General features: G+C 70.6%; 17 protein-coding genes. 7 read left to right on the top strand and 10 right to left on the bottom strand.

Translation table 11 applies throughout. The features are described 5' to 3' along the window. Nucleotides 1-12: 12 nt before the first annotated feature. Nucleotides 13-1,008, bottom strand: coding sequence for a lipase family protein (locus tag PSH25_RS09020; protein ID WP_238658562.1), 996 nt, complete (start codon nt 1,006-1,008; stop codon nt 13-15). Between PSH25_RS09020 and PSH25_RS09025 the strand changes: the two genes are divergently transcribed. From PSH25_RS09025 to PSH25_RS09035, 3 genes are read left to right on the top strand one after another with little or no spacing between them, the layout of a single operon-like run. Further along, a complete protein-coding gene (locus PSH25_RS09025) occupies nt 1,001-1,186 on the top strand; it encodes a hypothetical protein (protein WP_238658563.1) in 186 nt (61 codons plus the stop codon). The genes PSH25_RS09020 and PSH25_RS09025 overlap by 8 nt on opposite strands. A gap of 42 nt (nt 1,187-1,228) precedes the next feature. Further along, on the top strand, nt 1,229-1,597 hold the full coding sequence (locus tag PSH25_RS09030) for a DNA polymerase ligase N-terminal domain-containing protein (protein ID WP_238658564.1): 369 nt from the start codon (nt 1,229-1,231) through the stop codon (nt 1,595-1,597). 58 nt (nt 1,598-1,655) lie between these two features. Then, on the top strand, nt 1,656-2,390 hold the full coding sequence (locus PSH25_RS09035) for a VOC family protein (RefSeq protein WP_238658565.1): 735 nt from the start codon (nt 1,656-1,658) through the stop codon (nt 2,388-2,390). Between the two features lie 63 nt (nt 2,391-2,453). Here the strand turns inward: PSH25_RS09035 and PSH25_RS09040 are convergent, their stop codons facing one another. After that, nucleotides 2,454-4,598, bottom strand: coding sequence for an amylo-alpha-1,6-glucosidase (locus PSH25_RS09040; RefSeq protein WP_274527185.1), 2,145 nt, complete (start codon nt 4,596-4,598; stop codon nt 2,454-2,456). A 480-nt stretch (nt 4,599-5,078) separates the two neighbouring features. Between PSH25_RS09040 and PSH25_RS09045 the strand changes: the two genes are divergently transcribed. After that, complete coding sequence (locus PSH25_RS09045; RefSeq protein WP_238658567.1) at nt 5,079-5,411, top strand: TraR/DksA family transcriptional regulator; 333 nt, start codon at nt 5,079-5,081, stop codon at nt 5,409-5,411. A 65-nt stretch (nt 5,412-5,476) separates the two neighbouring features. On the opposite strand, the gene PSH25_RS09050 is transcribed toward PSH25_RS09045, so the two are convergent. From PSH25_RS09050 to PSH25_RS09065, 4 genes are all read right to left on the bottom strand, one after another. Continuing rightward, nucleotides 5,477-6,115 carry a DUF2306 domain-containing protein gene (locus PSH25_RS09050; protein ID WP_238658568.1) on the bottom strand — a complete coding sequence of 213 codons (639 nt, stop codon included), beginning with the start codon at nt 6,113-6,115 and terminating at the stop codon, nt 5,477-5,479. A 98-nt stretch (nt 6,116-6,213) separates the two neighbouring features. After that, entirely contained in the window at nt 6,214-6,876 is a 663-nt protein-coding gene (locus tag PSH25_RS09055) for a response regulator (protein WP_238658569.1), read from the bottom strand. Continuing rightward, nucleotides 6,873-8,012: a sensor histidine kinase gene (locus tag PSH25_RS09060; RefSeq protein WP_238658570.1), complete on the bottom strand. Its 1,140-nt coding sequence runs from the start codon at nt 8,010-8,012 to the stop codon at nt 6,873-6,875. Before PSH25_RS09060 ends, PSH25_RS09055 begins: the two co-directional genes overlap by 4 nt. 94 nt (nt 8,013-8,106) lie before the next feature. Then, nucleotides 8,107-10,521 carry an ATP-binding protein gene (locus PSH25_RS09065; protein ID WP_372492750.1) on the bottom strand — a complete coding sequence of 805 codons (2,415 nt, stop codon included), beginning with the start codon at nt 10,519-10,521 and terminating at the stop codon, nt 8,107-8,109. A gap of 18 nt (nt 10,522-10,539) precedes the next feature. On the opposite strand from PSH25_RS09065, the gene PSH25_RS09070 reads away from it, so the two are divergent. Together PSH25_RS09070 and PSH25_RS09075 are read left to right on the top strand one after the other, a co-directional pair. Beyond that, the gene (locus tag PSH25_RS09070) at nt 10,540-11,136 is read left to right on the top strand and encodes a hypothetical protein (protein ID WP_238658572.1); all 597 of its coding nucleotides are present in this window, start codon (nt 10,540-10,542) and stop codon (nt 11,134-11,136) included. Nucleotides 11,137-11,304: 168 nt separating this feature from the next. Further along, the gene (locus tag PSH25_RS09075; RefSeq protein ID WP_238658574.1) at nt 11,305-12,570 is read left to right on the top strand and encodes a prolyl oligopeptidase family serine peptidase; all 1,266 of its coding nucleotides are present in this window, start codon (nt 11,305-11,307) and stop codon (nt 12,568-12,570) included. A gap of 56 nt (nt 12,571-12,626) precedes the next feature. On the opposite strand, the gene PSH25_RS09080 is transcribed toward PSH25_RS09075, so the two are convergent. The 3 genes from PSH25_RS09080 to PSH25_RS09090 all read right to left on the bottom strand — a co-directional run bounded on the left by PSH25_RS09080 (nt 12,627) and on the right by PSH25_RS09090 (nt 16,493). After that, nucleotides 12,627-13,151, bottom strand: a complete 525-nt coding sequence (locus PSH25_RS09080) for a hypothetical protein (protein WP_238658575.1) — start codon at nt 13,149-13,151, stop codon at nt 12,627-12,629. 120 nt (nt 13,152-13,271) lie between these two features. Then, complete coding sequence (locus PSH25_RS09085) at nt 13,272-14,918, bottom strand: RICIN domain-containing protein (RefSeq protein WP_308193643.1); 1,647 nt, start codon at nt 14,916-14,918, stop codon at nt 13,272-13,274. 60 nt (nt 14,919-14,978) lie between these two features. Next, a complete protein-coding gene (locus tag PSH25_RS09090) occupies nt 14,979-16,493 on the bottom strand; it encodes a family 43 glycosylhydrolase (protein WP_238658576.1) in 1,515 nt (504 codons plus the stop codon). 260 nt (nt 16,494-16,753) lie between these two features. Here PSH25_RS09090 and PSH25_RS09095 point away from each other — a divergent pair, with 260 nt between their 5' ends. Continuing rightward, complete coding sequence (locus PSH25_RS09095) at nt 16,754-17,188, top strand: glutaredoxin domain-containing protein (protein ID WP_238658577.1); 435 nt, start codon at nt 16,754-16,756, stop codon at nt 17,186-17,188. A 13-nt stretch (nt 17,189-17,201) separates the two neighbouring features. Here PSH25_RS09095 and PSH25_RS09100 read toward each other — a convergent pair. Then, a partial coding sequence (locus PSH25_RS09100) for an amidohydrolase family protein (RefSeq protein WP_238658578.1) occupies nt 17,202-17,814 on the bottom strand: 613 nt, incomplete at its 5' end.

The raw sequence follows: 17,814 nt of genomic DNA on the forward strand, positions 1-17,814 counted from the left end.
TGGAGCCCTCGGTCAGTTGTGCGGCGACGGGCGGACGGCGGACAGGACGTAGCGGATGACCTGCTCATCGTCGTAGAGGCTGGAGTGCGCGAGGCCACTCCTGGTGGCAGTGGCGCGAGGCTCAAGCTGCAGCAGCGTCGCCGTGCCGGGCGGGGCTGCCTCGGCCGAGCAGGACGCGACCAGACCGGCGAACGGGCCGTCGATGCCGAACAACACCGCCGAGCCGGCCATCGCCGCCACCACGGCAACCACCACGAGGCCGGGTGCGGTGAACCCGTAGATCAGCAGGTTGAACGCCAACTGCCCGCCGTGCCCCACGAGAGTGGCCACCACAACCGCGAGCTGCGGCAGCCCGATGAGGATGGTCCAGAACCACAGATTGGTCAGCAGCCGGGTCGCTGCCGCGCTCAACCAGCCGACGAACTGGCCGGCCGCGAGCAACCCGGATGCCTCATCGCCGGCGGCCCGGATGACAACGATCTCGTCGGGTCGAGCCGTGGGTGCGTGAACAGCGCCGATGAGCCGGCTCCGCCAGCCCGGGCCCAGGGATCGCCGGTGCAGGACCGCGCCGACGGCACACAGGGCCAGGATGGCCGCGAAGACACCGCCACCGACGAGCAGCGCCGCGTCGGCGGGCGAACGCGGGCCGGTCACGGCTGTCGCCGAAGCCGAGCCGAGCAGCAGCACGCTGAACAGCACGATGACGAACAGCGGCCATCCGGTGATGCTGCGAGAACGCGCGTGCAGGAACGGCGTCGCCAGGGTCACTGTGGTGACCGGCGCCGCGCGGCCCCGCGCGGTACGCAACCGGTCGGCGGCGTGTAGTGCGACATTCCCGCCGTGGCTGTGCGCGATCACCCAGTGTCGGGCGCGAGGATGCTCGGTGAGCTGCTGCCGCAGATACTCGGCCAGGCCGTGCGCGGCGGAGGCTCGCGCCCGGTGAGAGTTGCGACCCGACCACACGAACCGGGTGACGTGGCAGCCGGCCTGCCGCAGCGACGTGCTCAAGGCGCTGTCCGGCCTGGTCCACGGCGCGTCGGGTGCGAACGTGCCGTGGACCAACGTGATCACAGAGGCACGGTCACCGACCGTGGATCGGGTCGAGCGCTTGGCCATCGATGTACCGTACTGCGTCTCGGCGCTCATCGACCTGCTCGAGGACTGGAAGGCGGACCAGGCGTCGTGAGGTGGTCGCGTTGACAGGCGGACGGGCCGGCAGAGGCCGACAATGGGAAGAGTGGCACCTGCCTTCGTCCTGCACCACCACCGCAAACCACGACCGCACTTCGATCTGCGGCTCGAGGAGGACGGTGTGCTGCGCTCCTGGGCGGTGCCTCGCGGTCTGCCGGACAGCCCGAGCGACAACCGGCTCGCGATTGCCGTACCCGACCACGACCTCGATCACCTCACCTACGAGGACGTCGACAAGTCGATCGCCGACATCGGCACGTGGGAGGAGCACGATCGCACCGCCCGCCGGATGCTGTTCACGTTGCACGGCCGCACCGGCCGCCGGCGATACGCGCTCATCCGCACCGGCGAGGGATGGCTGCTCCACCTGACGAAGGAGCAGCCTCCGGACGAGCGCGGACTGTAGAGCAGGCAGACGGCCAGGGCGGTCGGCGAGATGTCGAGGTACGCCCTAGCATCGCCGCATGGCAACACGGCTTGTTCAGATCAACATGAAGGCTCGGGACGACTCCGCGCTGGGCGGCTTCTGGGCGCAGGCGCTCGGTTGGGGAGTCTCCAGTGAGGGACCGGGCGTGACCAACCTCGAACCCGAGGGCTTCGTCTACCCCGATCCCGTCGCTGTCTGCGTCGACCTCATCGTCTCCTCGGAGCCCAAGACGGTGAAGAACCGGGTGCACGTGGACCTCGCCACCACCTCGGCGGCCCACCAGGAGCAGGTGGTTGCGCGCCTGAAGGATCTCGGCGCAACAGTTGCCGACGTGGGCCAGGGCGAGGTGCCGTGGACGGTCATGGCCGACCCGGAGGGCAACGAGTTCTGCGTGCTGGACCCCCGACCGCTCTACCGGGACACCGGACCGATCGCCGCCGTGGTGGTGGACTGCGCGGATCCGCGAGCCATGGCCCGGTTCTGGAGCGAGGCCACGGACTGGACCCTGCACGAGGTGACCGACCAGGGGGCGAGACTTCGCTCCGCCAAGGGCGTCGGCCCCTATCTGGAGTTCGTCCGTACACCCGACGTGAAGAGCGGGTGGAACCGCGTCCATCTCGACGTCCGCCCGTATCCCGGTGACGATCCGGCTGTCGAGGCGGCCAGGCTGCGGAGTCTCGGCGCGACCGCCGTCGACCTGGGCCAGGACGTCCCGTGGCGGGTGCTCGCCGACCCGGAAGGCAACGAGTTCTGCCTCCTCACCCCGGGCTGACCCGGCCCGTCACCACCGCCCGCCGCCGGGCCCGCCGCCGGGCCGAAGGCTGAGGCCCGCCGTTCAGGCCGAGGAGCGCGACCGTGACGCGGAGGCTTCGACAGTCTCACGGGCGCCGTGGACGGCGACCCCGGTCAGCCGGATGGTCCCCAGCGCCTCGGGGACATGCGGATCGGTGGCGAGGATCCCGTCGTCGACGTCGAGCCCGAGCATCGTCCGCAGGAAGAGCAGGGGTGCGCCGCTGGCCCAGGCCTGGGGGTTGCAGGCGGTGGGGTACGGCACGGGTCGTCGGCCGAGCGAGCGGTCGTACCCGGAGATGGCCTCGGGCAGGCGGTATTCGAAGTGGGCTGCAGCCTCCAGCATCGCCATCGCGATGCGGTTCGCCGCGTCGTGGTGGCCGTACCGGGCGAGCCCGGCGGCGATGATCGAGTTGTCGTGTGGCCACACGGTCCCGAGGTGGTAGCCGATGGGGTTGTATCCCACGTCCTCGGTGGACAGGGTCCGGACACCCCAGCCGGAGAACATCTCGTCGGACATCAAGTGGCGGGCCACCGTGGCGGCACGGTCCGGCGGGACGATGCCGCTCCACAGCAGGTGACCCATGTTCGAGGTCATCGAGTCGATGGGGCGCTTGTCGGCGTCGAGGCCGATCGCGTAGTAGCCCCCGCGCTCGGGCAGCCAGTAGTCGCGGTTGAACCGCTCGCGCAGCTGGGCGGCTTCGGTACGCAGACGTCGCGCCAGTGCGCGGTCGGCCCAGGGCCCGTCGGCGAGTTGCGCGGCGCGGAGCTTCGCGTCATAGGTGTAGCCCTGGATCTCACAGGTGGCGATCGGCAGGGTGGGAAGGCTGCTGTCGGCGAACTGGACCCCGTCCGGTGAGTCGCGCCAGCAGTGGTTGCGCATGCCTTCGGGGGAGCGGGTGGCGTACTCGACGTAGCCGTCGCCGTCGCGGTCTCCGAAGTTGTCGATCCACCGCAGGGCCGCATCGGCGTTGGGACGTAGCCGCTGGACCAACGCGTCGTCGCCCGTCCACCGCCAGTACTCGTTGAGGAGAATGAGCCACAGCTGGGTGGTGTCGGCCGCGCCGAAGCACGGGCCGTACGGCATGATGCCGAGCTGCGTCAGCTCGCCGGAACGGAACTCGTGAAGTATCTTTCCCGGTTCCTCGTCGCTGAAGTCGTCGACGACGCTGCCCTGATGGTCGGCAAGGGTGACCAGCGCACCCCGGGCGACGTCGGGTCCGCAGCTGACGCTCTGGTAGGCGGTGATCAGGGTGTCCCGTCCGAAGACCGCCAGGAACCAGGGCATGCCGGCGGCCAGCAGAACGACCTGCTCGCCGTGGATCTCCTTGGCGATCCGCATCGACACCAGATCGGTGGCCGACTTGTGGTAAACGCTGCGCAACAGGTCTGATTCGGCGCTCAGGTGTGGCTTGTTCTCCCTCCACCGCCAGGCGGCGTCGTCGGCACCGGGGTCATGCTCCTCGCCGAAGGTACGGTTGGCCGGCTGGTAGTCCTTCCCCCGGCAGTTCAGCAGCACCCGCAGCTCGCAACCCCAGGTCTCGCCTCGGCCCAGGTGCACGTCCCAGACCAGTGCGTCGCCCTCGACCCGATCGGCACGCGGCTCGGCCTCGATTGTGGTGACGGCCGACCAGTGCGAATTCTGGTAGGAGAAACGCAGCGCGGAACCGTCTGACCGGTGGGTCCGTCGAATGTCGGCCAGCCTGCTCCGCCCCGCCCCCTTGATCTCGAAGAGATCAGCGAAGTCCGCGCCGGCCTCCAACCGCAGACGCACGGAGACCGGCTCGGCACCAAAATATTGCACAGTGATCCGCTCGGACATGCCGTCGCCGACGAATCGTTCCCGTCGCACGCCGATCCGGTTCGCCGCCAGGCCCTCGACCTCAGGGTTCGCGAGAAAGAACGCCGCCGAGTACGGATCGACAGGGTTCGCGCTGAGGACGAGCGGAGCATTCCCGTCGAGGGTCAGCTCCCATCGGCTGATGTAGCGGGTGTCGTCGTGTACGAGACCAGCGATGGAATCCGCCGGCACATTCCCGGCGGGATTGGACAACATGAAGGTCCGGCCTTCGAATATGCCGACCGCATCCGTGCCCAATTCCGGCGGCATGTCGCGGTTGGCGCCACCGGAGGTTTTGTCGGGCTGTTGTGTCGTCGACGGAGACCCGGACGGTGTCGACCGAGATTGCATGGCATTCTCTCCCCCCGGTTGGCAGGGTAAAGACCCGCCATGCACCGCAGTCTAGGACTCGAAAAGATGACCTCGCTGCGATATCGAAGGGCGCCCACCGGGTTCGGGCAACGGCCCTATTGCGGCGAAAAGCGGCAGTTCGTGGCCGGAATGAGGTCCCACCGCGGACGTTGGCTTTAGCGCAACACCACTCTATGGTGGGGGCATGCCACCGGTGACCCTCCGCTCGCCCGCCGCCCCCCAGGCGGCGGTCTGCGGTGCTGCTCGGGTGCCGACGGTGACACGCCGCAAGGCCGACATGCGGGTGCCGGTTGTCCGCGCGCCGCGCACCGCGCCCACGCACACAATGTCGAGCCCGATGCGAACCGGCCGAGGCCCACCTGCGGAGTCGTTCCATACCCAGAACGACCGCCAGGGCGAAGCTATCCAAGCTTCGGCCCTTTTTGTTTTTCACGCCCAATTCCCCTTGAAAGGCAGACCGTGAGCATCGATCATCGTCGTACTCTCGACCAGAGTTGGCTGGCTGATGTGCGAGCGTCCCTGGCGGACGACTTCGCCACCCAGACGGCCCGGCTGCGGGAACTGACCGAGCTCAACGCGGACACCGGCGACCCCGGCGAGGCCCACAACCAGGCCGCGCTGCTGGTGGCCACCCGCCAGAACATCGAGCAGATCACCGGTGCTCTGAGCCGGATCAGCGACGGCACCTACGGTGCCTGCCAGAGGTGCGGCCGGAGCATCCCGGCCGAGCGCCTCGACATCCTCCCGCACGCCCGCTTCTGCGTGCCGTGCCAGGAGAAGCAGAACAGGTGACGCCCGGGGTGGCTGCCGCGCCGTCGGCAGGGCAGCCACCCCGCCACCCGTCGCTCGGGGTCGGCTCAGCGCAGGGCCGCCGAGCTGACGACCGGGGCCGGACGCCGCACGTACCACTCGGCCACGGCAAGGTTGATCAACCAGCCGGCGACGACCAGGCCGGCCCGCACGTTCCCGTCGGGCTGTTCGCCGGCCGCGATGAGGTACGGCGCGTGGGTGAACGCCTGGGTGCCGGCGCCGAGGCCGATCGCGTAGCCGCGCACCATCCACCTGCGGTGCCGGGCGATGTCCCGGCGTAGCACGGCGGCGAGACCGAGCAGGATCGAACCGGCCATGGCCGAGCCGAAGACGAGTCGCATGCCGGCGAGCACGTCGTTGTCATGGGCCGGCAGGTCGTACGCGACGGCCATCCACAGGCCGGTGAACGCGACCGTCAGCCCGCAGGGGACGAGCACCCGGCCGGCACGGCGGTGCCAGGAGTGGCGGCGCAGACGAGGTACGAACTGGAACGCGCCGAGGATCGTGTAGAGCACCGCGCCGACGATGTGCAGCACCACGGGCAGCGGATCGGCGACGAAGCGGGCGTTCGCCGGGGTGACCTCCGGTCCGGCGCCCAGCTCGGTGAGCCGTCCCGCACCGGCGAGCATCGGTATCAGGCCCAGCAGGATCAACGCGGCCGGTAGCCGCCACTCGCGCATCGTCATGCCACCGATGGTGGACGCCGCACCCGCCCCGGTTCATCGGCACATGGGCCGCGATCGGGTCGGCCCATGGTCGGGGGCCGTCGTCGTACCTCCGTCGGTCACCAGTGCCGTCGGCGGCGGTTGGTCTCGTACGCCCACATCGCCAGCTCGACCCGGTTACGCACCCCCAGCTTGGTCATCAGGCTGGTGACGTGCGACTTGACCGTGCTCAACGTGATGTGGAGCTCGTCGGCGATCTCCTGGTTGGTGCGTCCTCGCGCGACGGCCACCAGGACCTGCTCCTCCCGGTCGGTGAGCGCCTCGATGGGCTGCGTGCGCGGCGCGGCCGGGTCCGCGTCGGCGAACGCCTTCAGCAGCCGCGTGGTGACGCTCGGCGCGATCAGCGCGTCGCCGTTGGCGGCCGCGTGCACGGCCTGGCTGAGCAGGGCGGGCCCGGCCTCCTTGAGCAGGAAACCGCGGGCGCCGGCCCGCAGCGCCGCGTACACGTACTCGTCGAGGTCGAAGGTCGTGATGACGACCACCGCGAGCGGCTCCGGGACCGTCGGCCCGGCGAGCGCCCGGGTGGCCTCGATGCCGTCCATTCCCGGCATGCGAATGTCGAAGAGACACACGTCGGGGCGGAGCCGTCGGGCGAGCGCGACCGCCTGGCGGCCGTCGACCGCCCCACCGACGACCTCGATGCCGGGCTGAGTGTTCAGGATGATGGTGAGGCCGGTACGGACGATCTCCTGGTCGTCCGCCACGAGCACGCGCACCGTCACGCGCCGACCCCCTGGCGGGGAAGCACGGCCGTGACGGTCCACCCACGGTCGGGATCGGGGCCGGCCTCGCAGGTGCCGCCGAGCAGGTCGGCGCGTTCCATCATGCCCACCAGGCCGAAGCCGGGCGAGCCGGTCGGACGGGAGGCGCCGGCCTCACCATCGTCGCTGACCCGCAGGCGCACGGACGTGTCGTCGGCCGCGACGCTGACCTCGATGCGGGTGGCGTGGCGGGCGTGACGACGGGCATTGGTGACCGACTCCTGGGCCAGGCGGTAGAGCGCGGAGCCGACCGTGGGCGGAAGGTCGCCGAGGTCGCCACGCAGATCCACGTCGATGCTCGGCCCGGTGCGGAACTGGCCGGCGAGCCGCCCGATGTCGGCCACCTGCGGGTTCGGACCCAGGTCGGCGGGCTCGTCGCGGCGCAGAACGCGGACCATCGCGCGCATCTCGGCAAGCGCACGGGACCCCTCGGCCTCGATGGTGTGCAGTGCCTCGACGGCGGCACCCGGCTGGCTCGCCGACGCGGCGATGCCGGCCTGGGCGCGGATCGCCATCGCCGACACGTGGTGAGCCACCGTGTCGTGCAGGTCGCGGGCGAGCCGTTCACGCTCCAACAGCTTCACCTGATCGAGCTCCCGCAGCCGGGCGGCGGCGCGGAAGCGGATGGCGACACCCAGCGTGGCGGCGGCGACCATCACCGCGAAACCGGCGACCAGTTCGCCGCCGTCGACCGAGCCGACCAGGCTTGCGGCAGTCACCTTGGCCACCACGAAGAACGAACCGATCACGGCATCCCGGCCGGAGCCCCAGCGGAACAGCGCGTAGACCAGGGGGACCAGGAAGCTCGCCGTGAACAGCTGGCAGGGATCACCGGGCAGCACGAACGGGGCCACCGTCGTGCAGCCGAACGCGATCCCCACCATCGCGAGCGGCGCCGTACGCCGCCACAGGAGCGTGGGCAGCAGCGCGAGCACGACGACGACGCAGCCCACCCGCCACGGCAGGTCGGGTCGGAGGATCCCTTCCAGCACGATCGCCGGCGCGAGGACCGCGACCACCGCCCAGTCGCGCCACACCCGGGAGGGGACGGGTGAGACACGCGGCTCGGCCAGTACCGCGCGCAGGTGAGGGTGCATGGGCCCATCCTACGAACGGTGGTGTGACTGCAGATCGTCCCAAAGTACGACGGTGGCTACCGGGTGGCCTGGTCGGTGGGCGAGGAGACGTCCGTCACGGGAGCTGGAGTTTGGCCCGGACGGCGGCGGCGTCCGGGTGGTTGAGGGCCGTGAAGATGTCCAGTGCCCGCTGCCAGTCGGCCCGACCGGAGGTGGGGTCGCCGAGGGCGTGGCGGGTGTCGCCGAGCCGGCGGAGGGTGTCCGCCTCGCCCCAGAGGTCGCCGAGATCGCGGGTCAGCTCCAGCGTGCGCTCGTAGCACTCCACGGCCCGGCCGTACTGGCCGAGGTGGTGGTGCGCGAAGCCGAGGCTGTCCCAGGTGGCGGCCTCACCGGCGCGGTCGTCGAGCTGCTGGAGGAGTTCGAGTGCCTGCTCGCAGTACGCCAACGCCCCGAGGTGCTCGCCGAGCTGGGCATGGCACCAGCCGACCGCGTTGAGCGCGTCGGCCTGGGCCCTGCGGTGACCGGCGGCCTGTGCCAGCGCGAGGGTCCGCTTCGAGTGCTCAAGGGCCTTCCGTGGCTCGCCCTGCCGGTCCCACAGCGAGGCGAGGTTCTGGTGCGTACGCGCCTCGCCCTCGGCGTCGCCGCCCCGGACGTACAGGTCGAGGGCCCGTTCGAGGTGGCCCAGCGCGTCGGCGTACTGGTTGACCACGGTGTGGGCGCCGGCGAGGAAGCGGTGCGCGACCGCCTGCGCGACCGGGTCGCCGAGACGCTCGGCGGCGAGCAGGGCCGCCCGGCAGGTCTCGACGCGGTCGTGCCAGTGCCCCTGCCGGTCCAGGAACGTGTCGAGGGCCCGCCCCAGCCGCCAGGTGTGCGCGTCGAACCCGGCACCGGCGGCCTGGCGGAGCGCGGCGAGCAGGACCGGGTGCTCGGCGGTCAACCAGGCCATCGCCTCGGCGTGGGTGGTGGGCAGCTCAGGACACACACCGGCCACGGGCGGGGTGATGAGGTGGTCGACCGGGTCGCTGTGCGGGCGCAGCAGAGCGTCGGCGGCGTGGGTGGTGTGGGTGTAGTGGTCGAGAATCCGGGTCATGGTGGCCCTGCGGTCCGGCTCGGGATCGGTGCCGTCGCTGATTTCAGCGGCGTACGCCCGCAACAGGTCGTGCGCCGTGAACCTGCCGGGTCGGTACTCGGCGAGCAGGTTCGCGCGGGTCAGCTCGGTCAGCGACCGGCGGGTCCCATCCGCCGGTCGACCGGCCAGGCTCGCCGCCGCGGCCACCGTGATGTCCGGGCCGGGGTGCAGGCCCAACTGCCGGAACAGCCCGGCCGCCGGTGGGGTGAGCGCGGTGTACGACCAGGAGAACACCGCGCGTACCTCACCGACGGCGTCACCGGCATCGAGTACGCCGAACCGCTGACCGGCCGTGCCCAGCTCGGTCGCGAGGGTGGCCAGCGGAAAGCCGGACTGCTGGACTCTGGCGGCGGCGATGCTCAACGCCAGTGGAAGGCGGGCGCAGGCGGCGATGATCGCCTCGGCGGCCTCCGGCTCAGCGGCCACCCGTTCGGCACCGAGCCGGTTGGTGAGCAGATGACCGGCCGCGTCGCGGCTGAGCAGGCTGAGCGGGATCGGGTGCGCGCCGTCGAGGCTGACCAGAGAGGTGAGCTGGTTGCGGCTGGTCACCAGGACCATGGCGGTGGGTGTGCCGGGCAGTAGCGGACGCACCTGTTCGGCGTCGCGGGCGTTGTCCAGCACGATGAGGACCCGTTTGCCGGCGAGCGCGCTGCGGTACAGGGCGGCCTGGGCGTCGAGGTCGGCGGGCACCCGGGCGGCCGGTACCCCGAGCGCGTCCAGGAAGCCGTGCAGCGCCTTCGCGGCGCTCAGCGCCTGCCCGCGCGGGTCGAAGCCGCGCAGGTTCACGTAGAGCTGACCGTCGTCGAACCGGTCTGCGACGCGGTGCGCCCAGTGCACGGCCAGGGCGGTCTTGCCCACCCCGGCGGTGCCCGAGATCGCGGCGACCACGACGGTGGTGGGCGCGGCGACGAGCTTGTCGAGAAGCGTCAACTCGTCGTCACGGCCGGCGAGGCTGGCCACGTCGGCGGGCAACTGCCGGGGCACCATCGGGTCGGGTGCCCGCGGCGCGCGGCGGCGGCTCTCCTCGATCCGGTCCCGGGCACTGGCCAGCGCCCCCTGTTCGGCTGGTGTGGCACCAAGGAGCCGGACCAGGGCGTCGAGCCGGTCGGTGGGCGGCAACGTCTTTCCGGTGAGGTATTCCGCGATCGCGGTGTGCGACCAGCCGGTGCGGGCGGCCAGCTCTCGGTAGGTCAACTCGCCGTCGCGCTGTTGGCGGGCGTGCCTGCGTCGCAACGCCCGTAACAACCCGGCAAGGTCGTCGGACGTTCGTGCACCCGCAGCATCCAGTGCCGTACTCCCCACCGACGAGAATCGACGTTCGTCAGTGTACGGCGGTGTACGGAATCCCGGCCAGAGGCCGGGCCCGATCGGCGATCCTCCTCGGGTGCAGAGCGCACTGATCGAACCGTTGGAGGTCATGTGTCCGTACATCGCAAGTCTCTGGTCCTCGCCCTGACCGTGCTCGCGGCGACGCTCACCGTCCCGGCGGCGGCGTCGGCGGCGCCCGACGTGGCCATCTGCAGGACGAAGGCCGCCTGCGCCGACGGGGGTCTGCGCGTGGCCTCGTCGGGCGGCTCGGCGCGCACCACAGGTGACATCACGACAAACGCGATCCCGGTGCCCACGCCGCCCGCGTTCCCGCCGGGCACCCCGTGCTATCGCGAGGAGGTCTCCGAGGAGGTCTACGAGACCGCCACCTACACCACCATCTACGAGTTGTACTTCCAGGCGAGCGTCTGCCTGTTCTCCAGCGAGATCGTGCTGTACGGCCTGGACACGTCCCTCTCCTTCCCCAACGACGTGCAGGACCCCCGACTGACCTCGATGCAGTTCGTCGTGCGGGACCAGGTCGTCACCTACAGCCCGACCGAGAAGGACGGGTACTCCGAGCTGTGGGTGACCTTCTGCACCGACCCCGCGCAGCCGAACACCTGCCAGCGCTACCTGCACCGGCTGGGCCTCATCTTCAACCCTGCCTGGGTCTACCCGTTCTCCGTGTTCCAGCGTCTGAGCTGACCATGCGGGCGGTCTTTCTCCCGTGACTGATCAGGGCGTCTCTCACGTGGCTCCTACGGCGTGGGGCGCCCTGATCGCTCGTGGCGGCACCGGTTGCCAGCGGATCTCCGCGGCGTTACGTTGAAGTGCCATCGATGACCTTCTACATTGCTAGGTACGGGGGCCCGCATGTCCACGCCTGTCACTCGTCGCACCGTTCTGGCCGGTGGGGCCGGTGCCGCCATCGGCCTGGCCCTGCCCGGCCTCGCCGCACACGCCGGGGGTCACCATCCCGTCAGCGTGAGCTTCACCCTCGACGCGACAACGCTCGACGGCGGTGAGCAGGTCACCTCGGTCACCCTCGACACAGGCCGGCTCGGGCCGATCGACCCGACCGGGCTGACCCCCGGCACGTTCACCGTGCACGCCAAGGCCACCAGCCCGATCCCGATCGCTCCCGGCGACCAGATCTTCAGCGAGTACGACCTGGACCGCACGGTGACCGCGACCCGACTCGACCGGCACGGGAACATCGTGCTGGAGCTGAGCCACGCCGAAGGTCAACCCGGCGGTGGCACCCTCGGCTACATCCTGAGCAGGGGCCGCAACGTCCGGCTGGACCTCGTCTACACCATCACGCAGAACACCCCCGTCGTCCGCCGTCACGGCTCGCCGATCACCATCACCCGCTTCGTGCAGGCAGGGCTGTCGAACCCCGAGGTGGACGCCTTCAGCTACCACGTCTCGGGCTCCGGCCTGAAGTACCGGCTGTACTCGCCCGACCACTCATCCCTGCGCGGTCGGCGACCGCTGATCGTCTGGCTGCACGGCGGGGGCGAGGGCGCCTCACTGCCCGACGACTACTACGACAACGAGACCACCCTGCGGGCCAACCGGGGAGCGCTCGGCTTCGCCACCCCGCAGGCTCAGCGGATCTTCTCCGGGGCGTACGTCGTCGCTCCGCAGAGCACCTCCTACTGGATGGAGGACGGTCCCCGGTTCGCCCCGCTGATCCGCGAGATCATCAGGGACCTCGTACGCCGCAAGCGTGTCGACCCAGACCGGATCTACGTGGTCGGTTGCAGCAACGGCGGCTACATGTCCCTTGAGATGACCTCGACCTACCCCGACCTGTTCGCCGCGTCGGTGCCGATCTGCGGCGTCGTCGAGCCGCTCAGCGGGGAGGGCCCGCCGCTGATCACCGACGCGGAGCTGGCGAAGATCCAGACCCCGACCTGGCTGGTCACCTCGCGCGACGACGACACCGTGCCACCCGAGACCAACTCGATCCACGCCCACGATCTCATCCCCGGCTCACTGCTCAGCCTGTACGACCACGTCGTCTGGAACGGCTACCAGTTCCCCGGCCACTGGTCCTGGATCTACGTGGCCCGCAACGATCCGAGCCTCAACGGCACCCACATCTGGCAGTGGATGGCCCGCCGCCGTCGGTGACCCGACCGCCCGAGGTCACGCGAGCGTGCCGCGCCGATCGCCTCGGCCGGCACGGGTCACTGCTTGCGACGTAGTTCGCGCAACACGCCGTGCCGGCGCAACGCCCACGCGAGGCGCCGGACGCGCGGGTGCCACACGAACAGCAGCGCCGCCCGGCGGATCAGGCCGAACCGGTTGTCGCTCATCTGGTTCTCGATCGCCTCCCAGATCAGCTCGCGCACCTTGGCGCTGGCCAGCACCGCCCGCACCTCACGCCGCACCGCGGGGTCCTCGGCCGCCGACGCGATGGCGGCAGCCTGACCCGGTCGGTCCGCAAGCGGCTCCACCGCCGCCGCGACGAGCGGTCTGCGAACCTCGTCCTGCTCCAGCAGCAGCAACACCGCTTCCCGAATCTCGACCGTGTCCAGGGCGGACCGCAGCAGGTTCAGCAGGCTGCGCTCCACCTCGTGGTCATGGTCCGGGACGGACAGCGTGGCCAGCAGCCCCGCGATCTCCTCGAGATCGACGACGTGGCGTACCCCGGAGCGGAACTCCGGCAGCTCCCACGCGACCTGCAGAGCCTTGACGAGATTGCGGTTCATGGGCCATCCGCTACCCGCAAGCGCCAGCCGGCGAAACCCCGCGACCGGTCCGGGCCACCGCAGCAGCCACGGCCCGGCGGCAAGCGGCCGCCCGAACCCGGGCGACCGCTCCTCACCGGCTCAACACCACGTCAGCGTCGAGTTGACCCGCGTGACGTTGCTGATCGTGTTGTTCGCCCCACCGCAGGGGCTCTGGGTGATGTTGGTGCCGCTGACGGTCAGGTTCTGGAACCGGATGCCGGAGGAGATCGGGAACTCGCTCCGGGCCGCGATCCGCACCTCGCCACCGCCCGTCACCGTTCCGGACACTCCGGCGACGACCACGTTGTAGCAGTTCTCCACCAGGATCGCGTTGTTCCCCGTGTTCGAGATCGTCACCCGGTCAATGACCGCGCCGCCGGACTCGGACACGCAGAAGATCCCGCGACCGCCGCCGGACGCGAGCACGGTTCCGACCCGGATGTTGGTCGGGTACGAGTTGCCCACCCGGCCGTTGCGGTTGGCCATCCGGAACGCCGCGTACCCGGTTCCGGTCCCGGCGCCCTGCGCGTCGACCGTGCCCACCGTGGCGTTGATCGTGTCGTTGAGCAGCAGGCCGGAGTCCCGGGTGTTCCGCGCCGTGACCGTGCCGATCGTCAGACCGTCCACGCCGTACGTCTCCACCCCGTGGGTGCCGGTCCCCGACACGTACACGGTGTCGATGCGGACGTTGCGCACCTTGACCGCGCGATCCCCACCGTGGTTGTCGATCCGTACGCCCAGACCGGCGGAGAGCCGCATGTCGATCTGCCCGAGGGTCAGGTTGTTCACGTTGCGCATGAAGATCCCGTACAACGGCGAACCGGTCAGCGTGAGGTTCTGCACCTCGACGTCCGTGGTTCCCCGCGAGTACACCGGTGCCTGGTCACCCGAGCCAGACCCGGTCACGTTGATCGTGCCGCACACCGCCAGCGTCGTGTACGACGGCAGCGACAACCGCGAGCCCGCGCTCATCGAGCCGGAGCCGCGCACCACCACCCGCTGCTTCGACGTACGCCCCGCCGAGAGCGAGTTGACCGCCGCCTGCATCGCCGACAGCATGTCCGTACCTGAGTAGACCGTCGACGAGCCGTTGCGGGCCGTCCAGGTGCTCCCGCTCAAGATGGCCTCGGCGTGGAGCGTCCCGCTGCCGCAACCGGTACCCCCGCCGCCGATCGGAACCAACTGCCACTGCTGGTTCGCGCCGTTGAGGTCGGCGTACTGACTGATCCGGCCGCCGTCGGCCGTGGACCGCTCCCAGACCTCAAGTGCCTTCGCGGAGTGGCGGTTGATCAGCCGGACGTGCCCGCCGTCGGAGTCGAGAACCTGGAACTGCTGGTTGGTGGCGTTGACATCGGACCACTGGCGGTACTCGGCGCCGTCGGCGGTGTTCCACTCCCAGAGGTCGACGACCTTGCCGCTGTGCCGAGCCTTGAGGCGGTAGTAGCCGCCGCCGGAGGAGACGAACTGGAACTGCTGCCACGCGCCGTCGTTACGGGACCACTGCTGGAGCACGGCGCCGTCCGCCGTGGAGGTGTCCCGGACGTCGAGGACCTTGCCGCTGTGGCGGTTGACCAGGACGTAGTAGGCGGTGGTGTCGATGGTCGCCGCCGCCGCCGGCGGTGCGCCGACCAGAACGGCGCCGGCCGCGCCGACCAGCGTGGTGATCATGGCGAGCACCAGGGCGCTACGCCGGCCGCGACGGACCGACCCGCCGCCGGACGGTCTTCTCGTGATGGTGAAGGTCATCGCTCCTCCTGGCTGGATGGGCTGCGGGCGAATCTGACCGCTGTCGACGGCCGCGGACACCTACTCGAGGTGGAAGGTGGCCGAGGCGCGATCGGCGCTCGAAGTGACCGCCTCGATGTGGAGCAGTCCGTCGCGGTGGCGCACGTGGCGGCCAGGGAAGTTCTGCGACTCCAGGGAGATCCCGGCGCTGTCGGCGAGGCCGGCTTGGCGACGGAAGCTGGCATCGCCGCCGAACAGCGCCGAACCGTCGTTCTTCTCCACGTACAGGGCGTAGCCCCGGTGGCGTAGGTAGTACCCGGGGAAGTTGGTCGACTCCAGCGACACCGACCCGCCGCCGGCGAGGCCGGTGACGAAGCGGAACTGGGAGTCGGCCAGGTTGGCCACGTTCGGCTCGATCCGGGCCCGGTAGTCGTAGTGCCGGATGTAGCTGCTGGCCTGGTCATGGGAGCGCAGCCGCACCGGTGTGGCCCCGTCGGGCACCGGGATGCCGAAGTTCGGGGTGCCGTCGGCGTTCCAGTACACCTTCTGTAGCCGGGTGCGCCGGTTCGGGTCGTTGAGCGGGTCGCCGGTGATGTCGCGGTAGTTCCGGTCGTGGTAGACGAGGATGTCGCTCTGCCCGTCCTCGGAGACGATGAACGAGTTGTGGCCGGGGCCGTACTGGCTGGTGGCGGCGTTGCTGGCGAACACCGGGCTGGGGCTCTTGCTCCAGGAGGCGGCGTCGAGCAGGTTCGCGGTGGCCGAGGCGCTCAGCATCCCGAGGCAGTAGTTGGCGTCCGTGGCGCTGGCCGAGTAGGTCAGGAAGATCCGGCCGTTGCGTTGGATCACCGCCGGTCCCTCGGCGACCCGGTAGCCCCGGGTCTCCCAGTCGTACGTCGGCACGACGAGCCGGGTCACCGTCCCCGTGATCTGCCACGGGTTGGCACCCATCCGGGCGAGGTAGACGTTGGAGTTGTTGGAGATCCCCGGTTCCTGCTGGGCCCAGGTCAGGTAGCGCACCCCGTTGGCGACGAAGGTCGAGGCGTCCAGGCTGAAGGTGTCCCAGGGGGTCGTGATCCGGCCGCGTTCCGTCCACGATCCGGTCAGCGGATTGGCGTTGGCGTTCTCCAGCACGTACATCCGGATCCGCCACACGTCGTCGGTCCGGCCCGCGGCGAAGTAGACGTACCACCGGTTGTTGATGAAGTGGATTTCCGGCGCCCAGATGTGGGCGCCCATCTCTCCGCTGGTGTGGCGGCTCCAGATCGTCGTCTCCGCCGCCGTTGCCAACCCCTGCAGGGTGGTGGCCCGGCGCAGCACGATCCGGTCGTACTGCGGCACGGTCGCGGTCAGGTAGTAGTAGCCGTCGGTGTGCCGGAAGATGTGCGGGTCGGCCCGCTGGTTCACCAACGGGTTCGTGTAGTTGACGGCCGGCGCGGCCTGCGCCGGCCCGGCCACGGGCAGGCCGGCCGACACAGCGAGGATCACCAGCACCGCGGCCAGCACCGACCGCAGACGCCCAGGGCCACCGCGACGGGCAGGTCCCCGGCGGACGGCTCGGCGGGTGTTCGGGTCGGTTCGAGGGAATGGCAGCGGCATGTGTCCTCCGCGAGCTTGGGAACGGCCATGGACCAGCACCGGTAACGCCGCCGCGACGCCGTCGTCGATCCGGTCGACGCCGCGCGGCGGCGCCGGGCAGGACCGGGGGAAAAGCGCGAAGGGCCGGGAATGTGACGGTGGCGTTGCATCCAGGTGGCGGAGTTCATGTTGGCGTTAACATCGATACATGTCAAGGCGTGATGGCCGCTCACCTGGCCGGGACAGCCGGCAACCGCGTACGTCGAGGTAGTGTCCTCGGCGTGCTGCGACGGTGGGTTCTGGCGATCCTGACGGCGACGTGCGGTGTGCTGGTGGCGGGGGCGCAACTGGCCGCCGGTCTGCCCGTCGTCGGCGGCGTCGAGCTGTTGGTCTTCCTGGTGCTGGCGCTGCTGCTGTCGCCGTGGGCCTTTCCCCGCTCGGTGGGCGCCGCCGAGGCGCAGCGGGCCAGCGCGGTGGACGGCCGGCCGATCGTCTACTGGCGTCCCGGCTGTCACTACTGCCTGCGGCTCCGGTTATCCCTCGGCCGGCTCGCCCGGCGGGCCCACTGGGTCGACATCTGGCGCGACCCGGCCGCAGCCGCCGCCGTCCGGGCGGTGGCCGGCGGCAACGAGACCGTGCCCACCGTCGTGCTCGGCGACAAGGCCGTCGTGAACCCCGACCGGGCCTGGTTCCGCGAGCAGCTCCGCGCGTCCTGACCCGGCGACACCCTTATCTCACGAGGTCACCGGCGAGGTACACGGCGAGCGGGCGGCGCAACACCGTGATGTCGGTCGTCGGGTCGCCGTCCACGATCAGCAGGTCGGCCTCGAATCCGGGGCGGACGCGGCCCTTGCGGCGCCCCAGGCCACACACCTCGGCGCCGACCGAGGTGGCCGCGGCGAGGGCGGCGGTGGAGGAAATGCCGCAGGCCACGTACTCGACGAGCGTCTCGGGCAGAACCCCGTGCGGCTTCGCGGGGCCGAGGCCCGCGTCCGAACCGGCCACCAGACGGACCCCGGCCCGGTGCAGGGTGGCAGCGCCGTCCCGCAGCGCGGCCTCGCTCAGCCCGGCCCGCGCCGCCACCGCCACCACCGCCCGCGGCCGGACCACGGCCGGGTCGGTGCCGAGCGTGGCCCAGACCGCCACTCCCGACGCGGCCAGGCGGTCCGCGAGCTCCCCGGGGACGTGGGCGCCGGTGGCGGTCACGCAGGTGCAGTGCTCGATGCCGTCCACACCGACGCGCAGAGCCTGCTCGACCGCGCCTAGCGCGTTCGCGTGCGCGTTCCACTGCAGACCCCGCTCGTGGGCCTGCGTCAGCGTGGCGGTCAGCCACTCCTCCGTG

It is taken from the genome of Micromonospora foliorum (assembly GCF_022229015.1).
Lineage (GTDB): Bacteria > Actinomycetota > Actinomycetes > Mycobacteriales > Micromonosporaceae > Micromonospora > Micromonospora foliorum.

Coding starts and splice junctions, on each gene's coding strand:
- PSH25_RS09030 (WP_238658564.1), top strand. CDS start 1,229: ATGGGAAGAGTGGCACCTGCCTTCGTCCTGCACCACCACCGCAAACCA.
- PSH25_RS09035 (WP_238658565.1), top strand. CDS start 1,656: ATGGCAACACGGCTTGTTCAGATCAACATGAAGGCTCGGGACGACTCC.
- PSH25_RS09040 (WP_274527185.1), bottom strand. CDS start 4,598: ATGCAATCTCGGTCGACACCGTCCGGGTCTCCGTCGACGACACAACAG.
- PSH25_RS09050 (WP_238658568.1), bottom strand. CDS start 6,115: ATGACGATGCGCGAGTGGCGGCTACCGGCCGCGTTGATCCTGCTGGGC.
- PSH25_RS09060 (WP_238658570.1), bottom strand. CDS start 8,012: ATGCACCCTCACCTGCGCGCGGTACTGGCCGAGCCGCGTGTCTCACCC.
- PSH25_RS09075 (WP_238658574.1), top strand. CDS start 11,305: ATGTCCACGCCTGTCACTCGTCGCACCGTTCTGGCCGGTGGGGCCGGT.
- PSH25_RS09080 (WP_238658575.1), bottom strand. CDS start 13,151: ATGAACCGCAATCTCGTCAAGGCTCTGCAGGTCGCGTGGGAGCTGCCG.
- PSH25_RS09085 (WP_308193643.1), bottom strand. CDS start 14,918: ATGACCTTCACCATCACGAGAAGACCGTCCGGCGGCGGGTCGGTCCGT.
- PSH25_RS09090 (WP_238658576.1), bottom strand. CDS start 16,493: ATGCCGCTGCCATTCCCTCGAACCGACCCGAACACCCGCCGAGCCGTC.